Below are 16,267 nucleotides of genomic sequence, written 5' to 3'. Positions count from 1 at the left end.
AAGAATGAGGAGGGATCGAAGTTGACGGCAATGACCGGCAGAAGGTTGACGGGGTCAAAGGCGTTGGCGGAGGCCATCGCTCAGGAAATGGAGCGGGATTCCCGGGTGTTCGTCATGGGGGAAGATGTTGGGCAATACGGGGGAATTTTCGGGTCCACGGAAGGGCTGTTCACCCGTTTTGGTCCGGATCGAGTGAGGGACACGCCCATTTCTGAGACCGGCTTCATCGGGGCGGCAATCGGTGCCGCGGTAGAGGGGATGCGGCCCATCGCCGAGCTGATGTTCGTGGACTTTTTCGGGGTGTGCATGGACCAAATCTATAACCATATGGCCAAGATCCACTACATGTCCGGCGGGAATGTTAAAGTTCCGATGGTGTTGATGACGGCGGTGGGGGGCGGTTATAACGACGCTGCCCAACATTCCCAAACGTTGTACGCGACTTTTGCGCACCTTCCGGGCTTGAAAGTAGTGGCCCCGTCAACGCCCTATGATATCAAAGGAATGATGATCTCGGCCATCCGGGACGATAATCCGGTGCTGTTCATGTTTCACAAATCCTTGCAGGGGCTCGGGTGGATGGACCCCATTCCAGAATCGGAAGGCGAAGTGCCCGCCGAACCCTACACGGTGCCTTTGGGGAAGGCGAAGGTGGTGCGGGAGGGCCGAGATCTGACCATCGTGGGTGTTCAAATGATGACCCATTACGCCGTTCGGGCGGCCGGACGGCTGGCGGCCGACGGAATCGAGGCGGAGGTCGTGGATCTGCGTTCTCTTGCCCCTTTGGATCGGGACACCTTGGTGCAGTCGGTCAAGAAAACCCACCGCCTGCTCGTCGTGGACGAAGACTACCTGTCGTATGGGATGACGGCAGAAGTGGCGGCGACGGTGGCTGAGGGGGCATTGTACGAGCTGGAGGCCCCCGTTCGGCGATTGGCGATCCCGGATGTCCCCATCCCTTACAGTGACCCCTTAGAGGATTTCGTGCTCCCCGGGGTTGACGCCATTGAGCGGGCGGCCCGGGAATTGATTCGGGAGGCGTAGCCGATTCATCACCTCATTGGGAGGACTAGACATGGAAGTACGAATGCCGAAAACCAGCGAGGAAGGATACGACAGTGTGGTGGTGTTTTGGCACGTTCAAGAAGGAGCCTCTGTCAAAGCCGGGGATGTCCTGGTGGAAGTCCAGACCGAGAAAGCCGTGAGTGAAGTAACCGCCCCGGTCGACGGGGTGGTGACTAAGATTCTTAAGCAGCGGGGCGAGACGGTGGCCGTGGGGGAAGTGCTGGCTGTGGTCGACGAGGCGGCATCGGCGGGTGAGACCGGTATGGCCCCTTCGCCTTCGGGGACGGCTGAGGCGCCGGTGCCCCAGGAGAAGGTGCAGGAAAATACGCAACCGAGCTTCGTGCCCGCTTCGCCCCGTGTTCGTCGATTGGCCCGGGAACTGGGGGTGGATTTGTCTGCCATTGCCGGAACTGGGCCCGGCGGCCGCCCCACGGAAGACGATGTCCGCCGCGCCGCTGAAGTGGGGCGTGAAGAGGTGCCGGACGGGGCCCCGGATACCGGCCATCGGGCGCCGACGGTGGCCGATGCCGAAGGGGTGCAGGAGCGTCAGGTTGCCATTGGGGAGGCGGCCTCATCTTCGTCCCGGCTGGCTCAGGGCCCGGGGTGGGGGGTGAGGCGGACCATCGCCCGAAGGATGATGGAAAGTCTCCAGGGTTCCGCCCAATTGACGGAGATGGCCTGGGCGGACATCACCCGGCTCATGGAGTGGCGAAAGCGGTGGGCGCCGGAGGCGTCGCTAAATGACTGGGTGCTAAGAGCGGTGGTACTGGCGCTGCGGGATCACCCGGATATCAACGCGCACTGGACAGAAGACGGCCCGGCGCGCCAGTCCCGGGTCAATCTCGGGGTTGCGGTGGACACTGACCAAGGACTGCTGGTTCCGGTGATCGTCGACGCCGATCGGCTCACTTTAGAGGAGCTTCACCAGGAAGCCGCCCGCCTGGCGGAAAAGGCCCGGGCCGGGAGGTTAACGCACCAAGAGATGACCGGGGGAACCTTTACGGTGTCCAATCTGGGGACTTACGGGGTACAGTTCTTCACACCCATTCTTAACCCGCCAGAGGTGGGTCTGCTTGGTGTGGGGCGGGCGGAGCCGTATCTTGTCTTGAGCGATCAAGGGATTGTACAGAGGCAAAGACTGCCCCTGAGCCTGACCTTCGACCATCGGGCGGTGGATGGCGGTCCGGCGGCACAATTTCTGAGCGCCGTATGTGAGGCTCTCGGGCAACCGGAACGGCTAGTGGCTTAGGTTCGCCCACCGGGCCAGAGGCAGGTTTAACTTTTTCGCGTGCCTGTTCGGCCCCGTTCCGGGGGCCGGCAGTGCGAAATCAGATCGAACGGTTGGCATAAGCCGGGCGAGTCGCTCGGCTTTTTGCTTTGAGGGGGGAATTTTTGGCGAAGGCCGAGAGGAATTCCCGGCTTCGTTGATGAATAGTTCAATTAAATAAAGAATGACGGATCAACAAGCCAGGGGGGCGCTGTGGGAGGAATTTTTCTTGATCAAACCAGGGTTTAAAGTTCATGGGGAATACCAGGCCGGCGAAGAGACGGTGCAGTTCGAATCGGTGGTGTACGATATCCAGGACAATAAATTTTGGGTCTTGTGGCCCAATGTGGCTGGATTGAAAAACCAGACGGAGATCCGGGTGCGCATTTTTCCCCGGAAGGGGGACTGTTATGTGGCCACGACCCGGGTCACCGGCCGGGTTCACGGGAAAGCCGAGCTATTGGAGTTGGAGATGCCCCAGCGCTGGGAGCGAGAGCGGCGTCGGCAGTATTTTCGGGTGCCGGTGGATGTGCCCGTAACATGGGGCGATCATAAGGGGCGATGTGTGAATCTAAGTGGCAACGGCTGCTTGTTCATTGCCCAGGCGAACCTCAAGCCCGGAGATGAGTTGGAATTGACTCTGGAGTTGCCCGCTTTGCAGATGCCGGTTCGGGCGAGGGTGGTGCGGGTGGAGCCGCTGCTGGCTTCTAGAAGCCGGATTGCCTGTACGTTCTTGCACGTGGACGAGCGGCATCTCGACACCCTCCTCCGCTTCTTACTCGACCGCCAGCGAAAGTTGATTCAAGAGGGCAGACTGCCGTGACAAGAAAGGGGATGGTATACTGGTAGCGTGGGTGGTTCGCGCCCGCGGAAAGGATGATTGTGTTCATGAAACGGCGAACGGCCGGCATATTTGCGGCCATCGCTCTGATTCTCGGGAAATTCGGGGCGAAATTATGGGCGCTCGTTAAGCTGTTGGCTCTGGCCAAGGGACCGGTTTTAACGATGCTCTTGACCATCGTCGCCTACGCTGTATTTTTGGGGTGGCCTTTTGCCATTGGATTCGTGTTGTTACTGTTTGTGCACGAAATGGGTCACGTGGTGGCGATCCGCATGAAGGGAGGCGAGGCGTCCCTTCCTTATTTCATTCCGTTTTTGGGGGCATTTATCCGCTTGCGTACGCAATTTGCCGATCCACGGGAGGACGCTTTTGTCGGGATCGCCGGGCCGATCGCGGGCACCGTGGGGGCGGTGATTTGCTGGTTTTGGTATGGGTGGACGGGTTCGATCTTGATGCTCTTTTTGTCCTACGTGGGATTCTTCGTCAACTTGTTCAACCTTTTACCTGTCTATCCCCTGGACGGCGGGAGGGTGGTCCGGGCGGTTCATCGCAAGTTGTGGGGTGCCGGACTGGCGGTGGCGGCGGCGATCGCAGTGACGAGGCCGAATCTCATCTTATTTCTCATCCTGATCTTTGGCTTTTTGGAGTTTTGGCGCATGCGCAATCAGCCCGACATCTGGATCCCGGTCTCTTCGCGGATCGGTTATGGCGTTCTCTATTTTGGACTCGTGGCGTTTCTGGCCGTGGCCTCCTGGGGGACTCACAGTCTCCTGTTGCAGCTGGGGCCTCCGACATGACAGTCCACAGGAGGCGCGGGGGTTGCCGCTGCGGGGAGCCGGCGATTGGGTGAGAACGCTGCTTCAAGGCGGGGATGATCCCGAAGGCCGGGGTTGGGAAATCGGGCTCATGGTATCCGGTCGATGGGGCGAAGAGGACGGCCAGGTTGTTACGGCTGGAGACCTGTTGACGATCATCACCGTGTTTTCAGCCCGGATGTACGGCAAGCGGTCGCAGGAGTTCCGGAAAAAGATCGGGCAGGCCATGAACGAGATGGGAGGTGAGGGCACTGGTCAAGGTCATCAAGACGATCCGGATCGGGATTCACAGGGAGGTCCATCGGTGCAAGAGGGAGGCGTTGGAGAGGACCAAGGACATCTATAACCAGGTGATTGCGTTCTACATGGATTTTTTCGCCGCACATCTGAACGTGTTGGACGAGCTGGTGGAAGCCCGGAAAAAAGACGGCGCTCCCTACCTCCGCAAGCGCACCAACCAGGAACTGTTGACCTTCGCGGAGTTTCACACCTTGGCGACCAAAGCCCACCCGAACCCGGGGTGGCCGCTTGACGAACACGTTCCGTCTGCGAAGGGGATGCCGACGGAGTTGCGGCGGGCGGCGATCAACCAGGCCATTGGCAAGGTGCGGTCCTGGTGGAGCCACCTGAAAACTTGGAAGGAAACGACACCGGACCAGCGCGGGCGGGAACCACGACCCGGCGCACCGAACGAACCGGTGACGTTTTATGCAGGGATGGTCGAGCACCCCGCGTATGACCTGACCCCGCAGAAGAAAAAGCGGCACACGTTCATCAGCTTGAAACTGCACACCGGGCAGAAGTGGGAAAAGGTGTCACTGCCGGTGGTGGTTCACGCCCAGGCCGAAGCGCTTCTCGCCAGGTCCGCCCTGGAGAAAGAACGAATCGCTCGGGAAAGGAAACGTTCAAAGACGGCCCAGGCCGGTTCCGGCGAAGAAAAAGGGGACCGGACATGGGTGGCGAAATCCCTGACGGTGTACGGGAAGCGGGACAAACGATATCCGGGCGGGGTGCGGTATGCGCTGCACATCCCGATGGAGAAATCCGTAGACAAACCCCGGAAGGCAGAGGAACAGCGCCGGGCAAACCCACAGATGCCGGTGGTTGCGGTGGACCTGGGGGCCAATCGGTTGGCCGTGATGGGAGCGTTCGTGGAAGGGCGGCTGGCGGCCACGAGGTTCGTGGACGGCAGGGCCTTGAACCATCGGCGGCACCGGCTGTTGACCGTCATTTACCGCAAGCGGAAACAAAGCGGACGGCTTCGGCCGGGCGTCCAGGACAACGCGAACTTGTGGAACAAGATCCGGAACCTGGACGAGAACGCGGCCAATCAGACGGCCGTGGCCATTGTCCGGTTCGCGAGGGAGCACGGCGCAAGGGTGATCGTGTTCGAGCACCTGCGTCGGTACCGGCCGCCGAAAGAGAAGATGAGCAAAAGCGGGCGGAAGAACCACAAACGGGCGTACTGGTTGCGGGGGAAGATCATGGAATGGGTCCGGGACCTGGCGTTTCGGGAAGGGATTCTGACGGTGGAGCGCAACCCGGCCTATACCTCCCAGGTCTGTCCGCACTGCAAGGTGCTCGGGGAACGAAAAGGTTCACGGTTCACATGCAAGAACCCGAACCACCGGTACAGCGCGGACGCGGATTTTGTGGGGATGATGAACCTGTACAGGAAATGGACGAAGACATTCGTGTATCCCCGGAGAGGGGATGACCCAAAGCCAGAGGTTGCCTGAGGGCAAAAAACCCCTCTGGTCTCGCGGGAGGCTAACCGCCTGGACGAGATGCCTTTCGCGAGTGCCCGTGTGGTACGGGATGGCTCTGAGCTTCATTCCTTGGGGACCGGTTTGCCGATCCTGGCTTGCCGGACGCGGGAGGAAGCACACGCCGAGAAGCACGCCCGCCCCGGGGGCGGCTCCCTTCCGGATGGAAGGAGACAAAGGTCAGGCCGACAGCGGTTTGTTGGATAGGTTTGGACAGATATTCCGGCAACTGTTGATACCACATCCGGATTGCCTTGCCCGATTCCTTGGCGGATGCGGTGAAACGGAAGGGGGTTGGCCCCCGGGTGGTTCTGGGGGTTCGTCCGGAACATTTGCATCCCGCCACTTCCGAAGACGAGGCCGGATTCGAGGTCAACGTGGAAGTGGTGGAGCCCACCGGTGCAGAAACCTATCTTTACGTAAGCCACGGGGATCAGGCTTTGACGGTGCGGGTGGATCCGTCCTTGAAAGCGGAGCCGGGGCAGCGGCTGAAGGTGGCACCGGACCTGTCAAAGATTCACTTGTTTGACGAAGAGACTGAGGAAGCGGTGCGGTGAGGAAGGCGGCTGAGGGCACTGGGGGGAGTTCGGCATGGCGTGCATAAAGGCTTCCTTTCCATGCCATGCTATGGGAGGAACAAGATCTCAGCCAAGGAGGAATCCACATGCCCTACGGTGCCCACGAAGCGATGGAAACTCATGAAATCCTCAATGAAACCCGGTCGCAGATTGAACATTTTTCTTTTTATGCCCGTCAATGCCAAGATCAGAGCTTGAAACAAATGATCGAACGCCACATCCAATCGGCGGTGGCGGCGTACAATGAAATGGTCAACTACACGCATACCTATAAGGCGGCGACACCCCATCAGCCGGATATGCGCTTGGCCCAACCCCAACAGATCGCCTATGGGCTTCGGCAGCCCGCTCCGGTATCTCCCCAGACCGGGGTGACCTCTTTCAATGATCAGCAAATTGCGGGCGCGGTGCTATCCGCCCACAAAAACTCCGCCCGGAACCATATGCAGGCCGCCCTGGAGTGCGCCGACCCCAACTTGCGCCAGATGATGGTGAACGGAGCGGTCACCTGTGCCCAACACGCGTACGAAACCTTCTTGTTCATGAACCAAAAAGGGTGGTATCAAGTTCCCACCCTGCTGGATAAGACCGCCCAAACTTTGTTGCACACCTACCAGCCCATCGGCCAGCAAGCGGGCCCGGTACAACCCGCCTACCAATAAGCCGAGGCAAAAACGGGGTATTGGGGCGCCGAAGCCCGGGGAACCACTTGTTCCCCGGGCCTTTTTCGTGCGCCGGTCAGGCTTCCCGCGGAATTAAATATGGGGCCATTCTTTGCTCATACCCGGCGATACGATCCTCCTTCTCCAAAGTTACGCCGATGTCATCCAACCCCTTGAGCAGCGATTCCCGCCGAAAGGGATCGATTTCGAACCGCGTCTGCCAACCCCGGTTGTCCCACACTTCCTGGGATTCGAGATCCACCGTCAACCGATAGCGGCCCGGAATCCGCCCCGCTTCGTCAAACAGGTGGTTCACGGTCTCACCGGGGAGGACCAGCGGCAACAGACCATTTTTGAAGCAATTATTATAAAAAATATCGGCGAAGGAGGGGGCGATAATCACACGAAACCCGTAATCCTGCAACGCCCAAGGGGCGTGCTCCCGGGAGGAACCACAACCAAAATTGTCCCGGGCCAGAAGAATGGATGCCTCCCGGTATTCCGGATGATTGAGGATAAACTTCGGATCTGGCGATCCATCTTCCCGGAACCGCCAGTCGTAAAAGAGGAATTGCCCAAATCCCGTTCTTTGGATGCGTTTCAGAAATTGTTTCGGAATGATCTGGTCGGTGTCCACGTTCACCCGGTCCAAGGGCAGGACCAGTCCCTCATGGCGAACAAACGGCTCCATATTCTCCCGCCTTCCCTTTTGGTTCATATTGGAATTACGACCAATTCCGCACATCGACAAAATGGCCGGCCACAGCCGCGGCCGCTGCCATCTCTGGACCGACCAGGTGAGTTCGACCGCCTCGACCTTGGCGTCCTTCAAAATTCCGGTTGGACGTGGACGCGCACCGCTCTCCGGGCTGTAAGATATCGGGATTCATTCCGAGGCACATGCTGCAACCCGCCTCTCGCCATTCAAAGCCCGCTTCTTTGAAAATGACGTCCAAACCTTCCTTTTCCGCCTGCTGCTTGACGAGTCCTGAGCCCGGGACCACCATGGCCTTCACGTGCGGGGCCACTTTGTGCCCCTTCACGATCCGGGCGGCCGCCCGCAAATCCTCAATCCGGCTGTTCGTGCACGAGCCGATAAACACCCGGTCGATTTGGATGGATGTGATGGGGGTTCCCGGTTTCAAATCCATGTACTCCAGGGCTCGTTCCACCGCCCGGCGGCGGTTTTCATCCTCGAAGTCTTCCGGGCTCGGAACAACCCCGGTCACGTCCGTTCCCATTCCGGGATTCGTACCCCACGTCACTTGGGGGGCTAAGGACGAGACGTCCAGTTCCACCGATTGATCAAAGGACGCTCCGGGGTCCGTGTATAATTCCCTCCAATCCCGCATGGCGGCGTCCCACGCCTCACCTCGGGGAGCGAATCGGCGACCACGGATATAGTTGAACGTGGTTTCATCCGGGGCGATCAGCCCTGCTCGGGCGCCCGCTTCGATTGACATGTTGCATATTGTCATTCGCTCTTCCATAGACATGTTTCGGATCGCCTCGCCCCGATACTCGATCACGGTACCGGTGGCAAAATCGGTGCCGTACCTGGCGATGAGGGCGAGGATCACGTCTTTGGCAGATACCCCTGGCTGACGGCGGCCCACCAACCGCACCTCGGTGGTGCGGGGTTTGTTTTGGGGCAGACACCCTGTGGCCAGGACGTGCTCCACTTCGCTGGTTCCGATTCCGAAGGCCAGGGCTCCGAAAGCTCCGTGAGTGGAAGTGTGGCTGTCTCCGCAAACGATCGTCTTCCCGGGCAGCGTCAGGCCGAGTTCAGGTCCGATTACATGGACGATGCCTTGCTCGGCATCGTGCAGATTCCACAGGCGAATGCCAAATTCCCGGCAATTCTCTTCGAGGGTTCGGATCTGCTCGGCGGCGATGGGGTCGGCGATGGGGAGGCTTCGATCGGTGGTGGGCACGTTGTGATCCACCACAGCGAAAGTCAAGTCCGGCCGTCGAACCCGTCGCCCGGCGAGACGGAGTCCTTCAAAAGCCTGGGGGGACGTCACCTCGTGGACGAGGTGCAGGTCGATGTACAAGAGAGCCGGTTTCCCCGGTTCTGCGTCTACCACGTGGCGTTCCCAAATCTTGTCAAGCAGTGTTTTTGGCAATGGTCGCTCCCTCCTTGAGCCCGGTTGGGACTATACTATTATGTGTATCACGATTTTCACCGTTTGTCGAAGAGAAGGAATAGGCAGGTGGGGCACCGAAGGATGGACGGCCCGAAAATAACCTCGACCTTCGAATTTCAATAAGATAGGGATGGATGATCAGTGGGAGGGGGAACCCCATGGTGAATCTTGTCTGGGGCGAGCGATACGAATCTCAGGAGATGGTCGGATCGACGCAAAAAGGGCAATTGCACCTGGGGTGGGATCGTTCGCTTCACCGCCCGGTGGCTCTGGCGGTGTTTCCCGGCATGCCCGACGAAGACCGGGAGAATCTGCTGCGGGATATTCGCGCGGCCGCGGGCGGGAGTTGGCCTTCCCGGCCGGATATCTATGATGTGGGTCTGGATGCCGGGACGGTGTACGTGGTGTACGGGCGCGTGGCGGGACAACCCTTTTGGCGGGCGTGGAAGTCTGGGTCGGGGAGTACCGAAACGTGGTTGTCGAGATTGACGCAGCTGGGAGAGGCGGCTTTAGAATGGTATCGGGCCGGCCTTCAGGGCGTGTCCCTGGACCCCCGCTGGATTTGGCTTCGGCCGGAAGGAGGGGTTGTGTTTTACGGACTGGGGGCGGGGAACCACTCTCTCCCGCGGGAGCTGGCCCATACGGCTGTGCGGCTGGCGACCGGAAACCCGGATGCCCCTTTGCAGTGGGAAGTGCTTGAGAAAAGCTTAACGGGCCAGATCCCGCCCCTGTGGATCCAGGCGTTTGGCCATTGGTGGTTGCGGGCAGTCTCCCAAGACCCGACTTTGCAGTTTTCCGACCTCGAAACCTGCGTGCGCGGGATCAGAGATGTCTTTCGCGAAGCGCCTCCGGAGCTTATCGACGCCTCGTCGTCCGCGGCTGTTTCGGCTCCTGCGCCTTCCCCGAAAAAAACCGGTGTCGGGGAAGCCTCAAACCGCCCGGTCGGGAAGGGGATTCGCCCCAGCGGTGGCGCTCCCAACCCCTGGGCTCAGGTGCGGGCGATGGCGTTTGGGCGGGGAAAACCTTTCTCGACAAAAAAAGGGAAGGGATGGGGCGACAGTCGTATGGCCGACGCTGTCCGGGCGGTTCCCCGCCCCGGCGTGGCCGGGTGGATGCACCGGTTTCATTGGTCCCGGGCAGCCATGGTGCTGATGGTCGCCATCCTGGCCGTTGTGGGCGGCGCGAGTCTGGCCTACGCGGTGTTTATGCGGGGGCCGGGGGATGCGACGATGCCTTTTGTCGTGGGGAAGTCCTACGATGACGCCTTGGGTGCCCTGGTCCAGGCCGGGCTTGATCCTTCGAAGGTGGTGAAAGAGCCCCAGGCCAGCACCCAGCCCCCCGGGACGGTGATCGGTCAAGATCCGTATGCCGGAAAAACTGTCAAACCCGACCGGGTGGTTCATCTTCAGGTGGCGGCCCCCCCGAACTCTCCCGGCTCAGGGGCGGCGGGACCGGCCTTCGGTCCGGAGCCCGGCAATTCGACACAAGGGTCGGGCTCGTCCACCTCCGGTTCGACCGGGACGACAACGCCGGGTGGATCGGCGTCTCCCGGGGCCACCCCCGCTCCGGGTGTCAAAACGGTGCCGGATCTGACCGGTCTGACGTTGGATCAGGCGCAGTCTCAATTGCTTAGCCTCGGCATCCACTACCGGTATGAAATCGTATCCTCGGACCGGCCAAAAGGCACGGTCATCGACCAAACGCCTTCACCGGGGACCCAGGTGGGGGATGGGGACTACGTGGTTTTCCGGGTGAGCCGTGGTTCTTGATTTCCCGCATGCGGGATCGCCGGGCTGCCGCTGAGTATGTCAAGCTTCAGCGCACCGGTTGGCTGCGGAGTTTCCGGCTTTAAATAGGCGGGGCGCTGGGATGATCCCAGCGCCCCGCTCATAGGATAGAGATGGGGTTTTTTTGCGGGTCGGTTCAGACCACAGCTTTTCTCAGCACGTCCCGCAAAAAGGGATTGAGGATACGCAGATAGGTGCCCTTCATACCGAGGGACCGACTGTCCACCAAACCGGCGCTTTGAAGTTTGCGCACGGCGTTGACCACTACGGAGCGGGTGATCCCGCCTTCGTCGGCCACTCGGCTGGCCACGATCACGCCGTCGTCTCCCTTGAGCGCGTTCATGATCGACATGACCGCCTGCACTTCGGAATACGACAGGTTATCGAAAGCGAGTTGCGCCATCATGCGCTTGCGGGCTTCCTCCTGCCGCTGAATCTGTTTCGCGCGAAGAATCTCCATGGCCACGATAGTTGCGGCGTATTCCGCCAATATAATGTCTTCGTCGGTAAACTTTCGATCCAGTCGGGCAAGCAACATCGTTCCCAGGCGTTCTCCCCCGCCCACCACCGGAACGATCATGATGTTCTTCTGACGGAACGTCTCGTTTTCCTCTTCGGAAAACACATATAGCTTCTCTTTGTTCTGAAGGTTGACCGCTGTTTCGCTGAAGCTGAGCAATGTGTCGTTGAATGCGCCGGGGAACCGCCCGTCGACGTTCATGATGCGTTCCCATTCCGCAGTCAGGGCGTACTCGGCCATGCCGTAACCCAGAATCTTGCCGCTCTTGCTGACCACGTAGACGTTGGCGCGCAACGTTTCACTCAGGAGTTCGGACATCTCTTTAAAATCGATGGACTCGGCTGCCGATTTCTGCAACAGCACGTTCATTCGATGAACCTTTTCCAACATGGTACCCACTGTGATCCACTCCTTTATAAAATCTGATTTCCTTTCGGCGAAGTGTCGGGGGGAGATACAAGCCCGATCTATCGAAAGTCTTGAAGACTTCGCGCCATCGATTTCATACAGTATTATAACACAAATCGACAAAATGAATTTGAATATATTGTGTACAATTTTCTGCGCCGCTATACGATGACGTCAAATTGTCGTAAAGATCTCGTGACGAGGAACCTGCGAGGAGGTTGAGGCCGATGTCTTGTATTGACCGTTACGACTGTCCCATTCATTGGTTCACGCATCCCGACTGCCCGGTTCGCCCGTTCCGTTGGCAAAGGGATTGGAAGCAGGAGGGTCTTCTTTGCCCTCGCCCGGAGTTGCGAAAAAGTGCGAAGGCGAATCCCGATTCCTCCTTCTCAGACGGTTCGCCCCGCTTGGATAGGCCGTAGTGGGGTCGCGTATCTATATCATGCCACCTGGGCGGGTTTCCAACCCGTGTGGCTCCGACCAAACTTGTATGAGGAACAGAGCCCAGGGATATAAATGACCATGGACGACCATTTGAATGCTCGGGTGGTGAAAACGATGAAAAACGAACCTCGTGAAGAGCTGGAAGGGTGGATTTTGGGCGTGGACGAGGAGGGGGCGGTGCATCTGCCCGAGCCGGTGATGAAGGCCCTTGGAATTGAACCCGGCGATCCGGTAGAATGGTGCATTGCAGGGGATGGGTTGGAGCTGAGGAGGGGGCGCTTTTGACCCCTGCCCCGGCGCTCCCTCGCGTCCCTTCGCTTTTTTCGATTATAATTTAGAAAAGAGAGGGGCGGCCTCTCGAATCAAGAGGAGAGCGGCGTGGGGAGGGGACATCGTGAAGGCCCAAAAACGACTGATTCAAGGTGCCAGCATGCCCTCTGTGTCGCGCAGTCTGTTTGAAGCGACTCAGGAGGTCATTCAACAAGCGTTAAAGAAACTCGGATATTCAGATGCCACATACGAGCTGCTTCGGGAACCGCTGCGGGTTTTAACCGTCCGCATCCCGGTTCGCATGGATGACGGTTCAGTGAAAGTGTTCACCGGTTACCGCGTTCAACATAATGATGCCGTTGGCCCGACCAAGGGGGGAATTCGCTTTCACCCCGATGTGACCGAGGAGGAAGTGAAGGCCCTGGCCTTATGGATGTCCCTGAAAGCAGGCATTTTTGAACTGCCTTTCGGCGGGGGAAAAGGTGGCATCGTGTGTGACCCACGGACCATGTCCTTGGGAGAACTGGAACGTTTGTCCCGGGGATATGTCCGGGCCGTGAGCCAGATCGTCGGGCCCGCCAAGGACATCCCGGCGCCGGATGTGTACACCAACGCCCAAGTGATGGCTTGGATGTACGACGAATACAGCCGGATCCGGGAATATGATTCCCCATCCTTTATCAGCGGTAAACCGATCGTCCTCGGGGGTTCGAGGGGGCGGGAGAAGGCCACGGCTCTCGGGGTGGTCATCGCAACCCGGGAAGCGGCGAAGACTCTCGGGATAGAACTTGCCGGAGCCCGGGTGATCGTCCAAGGATTCGGGAATGTGGGTAGCCATGTCGCAGAGATCTTGCACGCAGAAGGGGCAAAGGTGGTGGGGATCAGTGACGCCGGGGGCGCACTGTATAAGCCCGACGGCCTCGATATTCCCCATTTGCTCGATCGCCGGGATTCTTTCGGCATGGTGACGAACTTATTCCAGAATGAGCGCATCCCGAACGAGGAATTGCTGACCAAGGAATGCGATATCTTGATTCCCGCGGCGATTGAAAATCAGATCCGGGAAGACAATGCCGATCAGATTCAGGCACGGATCGTGGTGGAAGCGGCCAACGGGCCCACCACTTTGGGGGCGACCCGAATTCTCGACCGGCGGGGGATTCTCGTGATTCCCGATATCCTGGCCAATGCCGGGGGAGTAACCGTATCGTATTTTGAATGGGTGCAGAACAACCAAGGGTTTTATTGGACCGAGGAGGAAGTGAACCAGCGGTTGGCCCAGATGATGGTGGCAGCCGTACATAAAGTTTTGGCCATGGCGAAAAGTCATCAGGTGGATACCCGGTTGGCGGCCTACATGGTCGGGATTCGGCGGTTGGCGGAAGCGGTACAGCTGCGCGGGTGGGTTTGACGATGGGGATGGACTCGGTGGCCCGGTTGATCGCCGGGCATCTGTTGGATATTGGTGCTGTATTCCTGCGCCCGGAGGAGCCCTTTGTCTGGACATCGGGGATTCGCTCGCCGATTTATTGTGATAACCGTTTGATCATCTCGTATCCCCGGGTGCGGGAGGCGGTGGCCGACGCCATGGTGGAAGAAATTCGCCGGCGCTGGCCGGAGGTCCAGGGAGTGGCCGGTACGGCCACAGCGGGGATTCCCCACGCGGCCTGGGTGGCCGATCGCCTTCGTCTCCCCATGGTATACGTCCGGGATAAAGCGAAGGGACACGGTACCGCCAGCCGGGTGGAAGGACGCCTTCCTGCGGGTTCCAAAACGGTGGTGGTGGAAGATTTGATTTCCACCGGAGGCAGTGCACTCGGTACCGTGTCCGCCCTTCGGGAGGTCGGTTATGCTCCCGTGGGGGTGGCGGCGGTCGTCACCTATGAGTTTACCGAAGCCAAGGACGCGTTTGCCAGGGCGGGGGTGCCGTGGTTCGCGCTGACCGATTACTCCACGCTGATTGAGGTGGCCACGGAACGTGGACTTGTCACCGAGGATCAGCGAAGGATTTTGGAGGAATTTAGGTCAGACCCACACCACTGGCCCCCCGCTCGCCCTCCACAGTTTTCCTGAGACCAAACGGGAAGGGGAAGAACGTTGTCGACAAAACCGTCGAAAGAACTGGAAGTCGTACCGAACCCGCACCCGGACCGGGACTATGAAGTCCGGATCGAGTGTCCGGAGTTTACAGCCCTGTGTCCGAAAACCGGACAACCGGATTTTGCCGTGATCTATTTTCGCTATATTCCCGGGCCGTGGATCGTCGAGCTGAAGTCTTTAAAACTGTACCTGTGGAGTTTTCGCGATGAAGGGCATTTTCACGAAGACGTGACCAACCGGATTCTGAAGGATTTTGTCACGGCAGCCCAGCCGCGTTGGTTGGAGGTCATCGGTGAGTTCAATGTCCGGGGGGGAATCTACACCACCGTGAGGGCAGTTTACCAGGATCCCGGGTGGACGCCGGATCCCTCTGTCGCCCAGAGCCTGGTTGCTCCTGCTTGGCCCCGGCGGCGCAGTGGTTGAAGCCACAGGGCGGAAAAAAGACCGCGAAGGATTAAACCTCGCGGTCTTTTAATGTCTGAGCTTGCTGTACCGCAGGTGTCTCCTGTTTGTCCTCGGTACTGGTCACATCCCGCACCGAATCTTTGAATTCCCGCAGCCCTCGTCCCACGGCCCTGCCGATCTCCGGGAGTTTGCTTGGACCGAAAACCACCAGGGCAATGATGAGTATTAGAATCAAACCGGGAAAACCGATGTTTGACAGCATGGCGTTCACCTCCCGGGCCACCGCCACCCATGGGCTTATCTTTAGGATATACCCAAAAATCCCGGCTGACAACCGTTCCGAAGGGTGGAAACTGTCGATTTTACGACACATCCCGTTGGTCTTTCCGTCGTGGGGGAGTACAATGACAATGGGCGAACCGGTGAAAAGGAGCGTGAACATCGTGCGGGTGAACGTACTGTGGTTTGCTGAGCTGGCGGATCGGATGAACGAGCGGGAGACTGTGATCGAACTTCCCGAAGGAGTCGCAGTCCGGGATCTGCGGGGTCGGGTCGGGGACCAATTCGGTCAGATCGCCGATCTCTTAGACCGCTGCATGGTGGCGATCAATGGGGAGTACGCCGGGCCGGAACGCGTCCTGAAATCGGGGGATCAGGTGGCGTTTATTCCGCCGGTCAGTGGAGGCTGAGGGGGATGTCGGAAAAGATGCTGCGGGAGGAACGGTTTCGGGTCGTGGAGGAACCCATCGACGTTTCTGCGGTCATCTCCTGGGTGACCGGCCCGGAGATGGGGGCAATCGTTCCGTTTCTCGGGATGGTTCGGGAATGGACCAAGGGGAAACGGACTGTGTATTTGGAATACGACGCCTTCGTGGAGATGGCCAGGCGGACGCTTTATCAGATCGGTGACGAGATCGAAAGCCGCTGGTCCGGAGCGAGGGCGGCCATTGTTCATCGGATCGGTCGCCTGGAGGTCGGGGATATCGCCGTGGTGGTGGCGGTGGCGTCTCCGCACCGGGAGGACGCCTTTGAGGCCAGCCGATACGGCATTGAGCGCATTAAACAGTTTGTGCCGATATGGAAAAAAGAACATTGGGAGGATGGTACGGCCTGGATCGGGCACCAATCCGGACCGAGCTGATTCAGGGAATCCCCACCCGGGGTTCGGGCACCCTAACACGGGAAATTTCAT

At 59.2% G+C, this 16,267-nt stretch carries 19 protein-coding genes; 15 read left to right on the top strand and 4 right to left on the bottom strand.

Annotated features, from left to right (window positions below; translation table 11 throughout):
- Positions 1-30: 30 nt before the first annotated feature.
- From BTUS_RS11990 to BTUS_RS11955, 8 genes are all read left to right on the top strand, one after another.
- On the top strand, positions 31-1,044 hold the full coding sequence (locus BTUS_RS11990; RefSeq protein WP_041305867.1) for an alpha-ketoacid dehydrogenase subunit beta: 1,014 nt from the start codon (positions 31-33) through the stop codon (positions 1,042-1,044).
- A 31-nt stretch (positions 1,045-1,075) separates the two neighbouring features.
- Complete coding sequence (locus BTUS_RS11985) at positions 1,076-2,314, top strand: dihydrolipoamide acetyltransferase family protein (RefSeq protein ID WP_013076334.1); 1,239 nt, start codon at positions 1,076-1,078, stop codon at positions 2,312-2,314.
- A 247-nt stretch (positions 2,315-2,561) separates the two neighbouring features.
- The gene (locus BTUS_RS11980) at positions 2,562-3,155 is read left to right on the top strand and encodes a flagellar brake protein (protein WP_013076333.1); all 594 of its coding nucleotides are present in this window, start codon (positions 2,562-2,564) and stop codon (positions 3,153-3,155) included.
- Between the two features lie 65 nt (positions 3,156-3,220).
- Positions 3,221-3,970 (top strand): site-2 protease family protein, encoded by a 750-nt coding sequence (locus BTUS_RS11975; protein ID WP_052300621.1) that lies wholly within the window; start codon positions 3,221-3,223, stop codon positions 3,968-3,970.
- A 22-nt stretch (positions 3,971-3,992) separates the two neighbouring features.
- Positions 3,993-4,334: a hypothetical protein gene (locus tag BTUS_RS18925; RefSeq protein WP_041304243.1), complete on the top strand. Its 342-nt coding sequence runs from the start codon at positions 3,993-3,995 to the stop codon at positions 4,332-4,334.
- Positions 4,309-5,727, top strand: coding sequence for a zinc ribbon domain-containing protein (locus BTUS_RS11965; protein WP_013076331.1), 1,419 nt, complete (start codon positions 4,309-4,311; stop codon positions 5,725-5,727). Before BTUS_RS18925 ends, BTUS_RS11965 begins: the two co-directional genes overlap by 26 nt.
- A 332-nt stretch (positions 5,728-6,059) precedes the next feature.
- On the top strand, positions 6,060-6,311 hold the full coding sequence (locus tag BTUS_RS11960; RefSeq protein WP_041304240.1) for a TOBE domain-containing protein: 252 nt from the start codon (positions 6,060-6,062) through the stop codon (positions 6,309-6,311).
- A 107-nt stretch (positions 6,312-6,418) separates the two neighbouring features.
- Positions 6,419-6,994 (top strand): spore coat protein, encoded by a 576-nt coding sequence (locus BTUS_RS11955; RefSeq protein ID WP_013076330.1) that lies wholly within the window; start codon positions 6,419-6,421, stop codon positions 6,992-6,994.
- 76 nt (positions 6,995-7,070) lie between these two features.
- Here BTUS_RS11955 and leuD read toward each other — a convergent pair whose 3' ends face one another.
- Entirely contained in the window at positions 7,071-7,685 is a 615-nt protein-coding gene (gene leuD, locus BTUS_RS11950) for a 3-isopropylmalate dehydratase small subunit (RefSeq protein ID WP_013076329.1), read from the bottom strand.
- A gap of 34 nt (positions 7,686-7,719) precedes the next feature.
- Complete coding sequence (gene leuC / locus BTUS_RS11945) at positions 7,720-9,120, bottom strand: 3-isopropylmalate dehydratase large subunit (RefSeq protein WP_013076328.1); 1,401 nt, start codon at positions 9,118-9,120, stop codon at positions 7,720-7,722.
- Positions 9,121-9,299: 179 nt separating this feature from the next.
- Between leuC and BTUS_RS11940 the strand changes: the two genes are divergently transcribed.
- Positions 9,300-10,910, top strand: coding sequence for a PASTA domain-containing protein (locus BTUS_RS11940; RefSeq protein WP_013076327.1), 1,611 nt, complete (start codon positions 9,300-9,302; stop codon positions 10,908-10,910).
- 154 nt (positions 10,911-11,064) lie between these two features.
- Here the strand turns inward: BTUS_RS11940 and codY are convergent, their stop codons facing one another.
- Positions 11,065-11,838 (bottom strand): GTP-sensing pleiotropic transcriptional regulator CodY, encoded by a 774-nt coding sequence (codY, locus tag BTUS_RS11935; RefSeq protein ID WP_041305860.1) that lies wholly within the window; start codon positions 11,836-11,838, stop codon positions 11,065-11,067.
- A 540-nt stretch (positions 11,839-12,378) separates the two neighbouring features.
- Between codY and BTUS_RS11930 the strand changes: the two genes are divergently transcribed.
- The 4 genes from BTUS_RS11930 (at position 12,379) to queF (ending at position 15,093) form a co-directional block, all read left to right on the top strand.
- The gene (locus BTUS_RS11930) at positions 12,379-12,585 is read left to right on the top strand and encodes an AbrB/MazE/SpoVT family DNA-binding domain-containing protein (RefSeq protein WP_123809302.1); all 207 of its coding nucleotides are present in this window, start codon (positions 12,379-12,381) and stop codon (positions 12,583-12,585) included.
- A gap of 145 nt (positions 12,586-12,730) precedes the next feature.
- On the top strand, positions 12,731-13,981 hold the full coding sequence (locus tag BTUS_RS11925) for a Glu/Leu/Phe/Val family dehydrogenase (protein ID WP_041305858.1): 1,251 nt from the start codon (positions 12,731-12,733) through the stop codon (positions 13,979-13,981).
- A gap of 2 nt (positions 13,982-13,983) precedes the next feature.
- Positions 13,984-14,643, top strand: coding sequence for an orotate phosphoribosyltransferase (gene pyrE, locus BTUS_RS11920; protein ID WP_013076322.1), 660 nt, complete (start codon positions 13,984-13,986; stop codon positions 14,641-14,643).
- 24 nt (positions 14,644-14,667) lie between these two features.
- Positions 14,668-15,093, top strand: a complete 426-nt coding sequence (gene queF, locus BTUS_RS11915; RefSeq protein WP_013076321.1) for a preQ(1) synthase — start codon at positions 14,668-14,670, stop codon at positions 15,091-15,093.
- Positions 15,094-15,124: 31 nt separating this feature from the next.
- Here queF and BTUS_RS11910 read toward each other — a convergent pair whose 3' ends face one another.
- Complete coding sequence (locus BTUS_RS11910; RefSeq protein ID WP_041305855.1) at positions 15,125-15,337, bottom strand: twin-arginine translocase TatA/TatE family subunit; 213 nt, start codon at positions 15,335-15,337, stop codon at positions 15,125-15,127.
- A 148-nt stretch (positions 15,338-15,485) separates the two neighbouring features.
- Between BTUS_RS11910 and moaD the strand changes: the two genes are divergently transcribed.
- Both moaD and BTUS_RS11900 read left to right on the top strand, forming a co-directional pair.
- Entirely contained in the window at positions 15,486-15,764 is a 279-nt protein-coding gene (gene moaD / locus BTUS_RS18485) for a molybdopterin converting factor subunit 1 (protein ID WP_052300620.1), read from the top strand.
- 5 nt (positions 15,765-15,769) lie between these two features.
- Positions 15,770-16,216 (top strand): molybdenum cofactor biosynthesis protein MoaE, encoded by a 447-nt coding sequence (locus BTUS_RS11900; RefSeq protein WP_013076318.1) that lies wholly within the window; start codon positions 15,770-15,772, stop codon positions 16,214-16,216.
- Positions 16,217-16,267: the final 51 nt, after the last annotated feature.

This window comes from Kyrpidia tusciae DSM 2912 (genome assembly GCF_000092905.1).
In the GTDB taxonomy this organism is placed as follows: Bacteria; Bacillota; Bacilli; order Kyrpidiales; family Kyrpidiaceae; genus Kyrpidia; species Kyrpidia tusciae.
This window is presented reverse-complemented; position numbering and strand designations above follow the sequence as displayed.

Bases quoted from the DNA above. Each gene is read 5' to 3' on its own strand.
- BTUS_RS11955 (WP_013076330.1), top strand. From the start codon at position 6,419: ATGCCCTACGGTGCCCACGAAGCGATGGAAACTCATGAAATCCTCAAT.
- BTUS_RS11985 (WP_013076334.1), top strand. From the start codon at position 1,076: ATGGAAGTACGAATGCCGAAAACCAGCGAGGAAGGATACGACAGTGTG.
- BTUS_RS11975 (WP_052300621.1), top strand. From the start codon at position 3,221: ATGAAACGGCGAACGGCCGGCATATTTGCGGCCATCGCTCTGATTCTC.
- leuD (WP_013076329.1), bottom strand. From the start codon at position 7,685: ATGGAGCCGTTTGTTCGCCATGAGGGACTGGTCCTGCCCTTGGACCGG.
- BTUS_RS11990 (WP_041305867.1), top strand. From the start codon at position 31: ATGACCGGCAGAAGGTTGACGGGGTCAAAGGCGTTGGCGGAGGCCATC.
- BTUS_RS11940 (WP_013076327.1), top strand. From the start codon at position 9,300: ATGGTGAATCTTGTCTGGGGCGAGCGATACGAATCTCAGGAGATGGTC.
- BTUS_RS11900 (WP_013076318.1), top strand. From the start codon at position 15,770: ATGTCGGAAAAGATGCTGCGGGAGGAACGGTTTCGGGTCGTGGAGGAA.
- BTUS_RS11930 (WP_123809302.1), top strand. From the start codon at position 12,379: ATGGACGACCATTTGAATGCTCGGGTGGTGAAAACGATGAAAAACGAA.
- codY (WP_041305860.1), bottom strand. From the start codon at position 11,838: ATGTTGGAAAAGGTTCATCGAATGAACGTGCTGTTGCAGAAATCGGCA.
- moaD (WP_052300620.1), top strand. From the start codon at position 15,486: ATGGGCGAACCGGTGAAAAGGAGCGTGAACATCGTGCGGGTGAACGTA.
- pyrE (WP_013076322.1), top strand. From the start codon at position 13,984: ATGGGGATGGACTCGGTGGCCCGGTTGATCGCCGGGCATCTGTTGGAT.
- BTUS_RS11925 (WP_041305858.1), top strand. From the start codon at position 12,731: ATGCCCTCTGTGTCGCGCAGTCTGTTTGAAGCGACTCAGGAGGTCATT.
- BTUS_RS11910 (WP_041305855.1), bottom strand. From the start codon at position 15,337: ATGCTGTCAAACATCGGTTTTCCCGGTTTGATTCTAATACTCATCATT.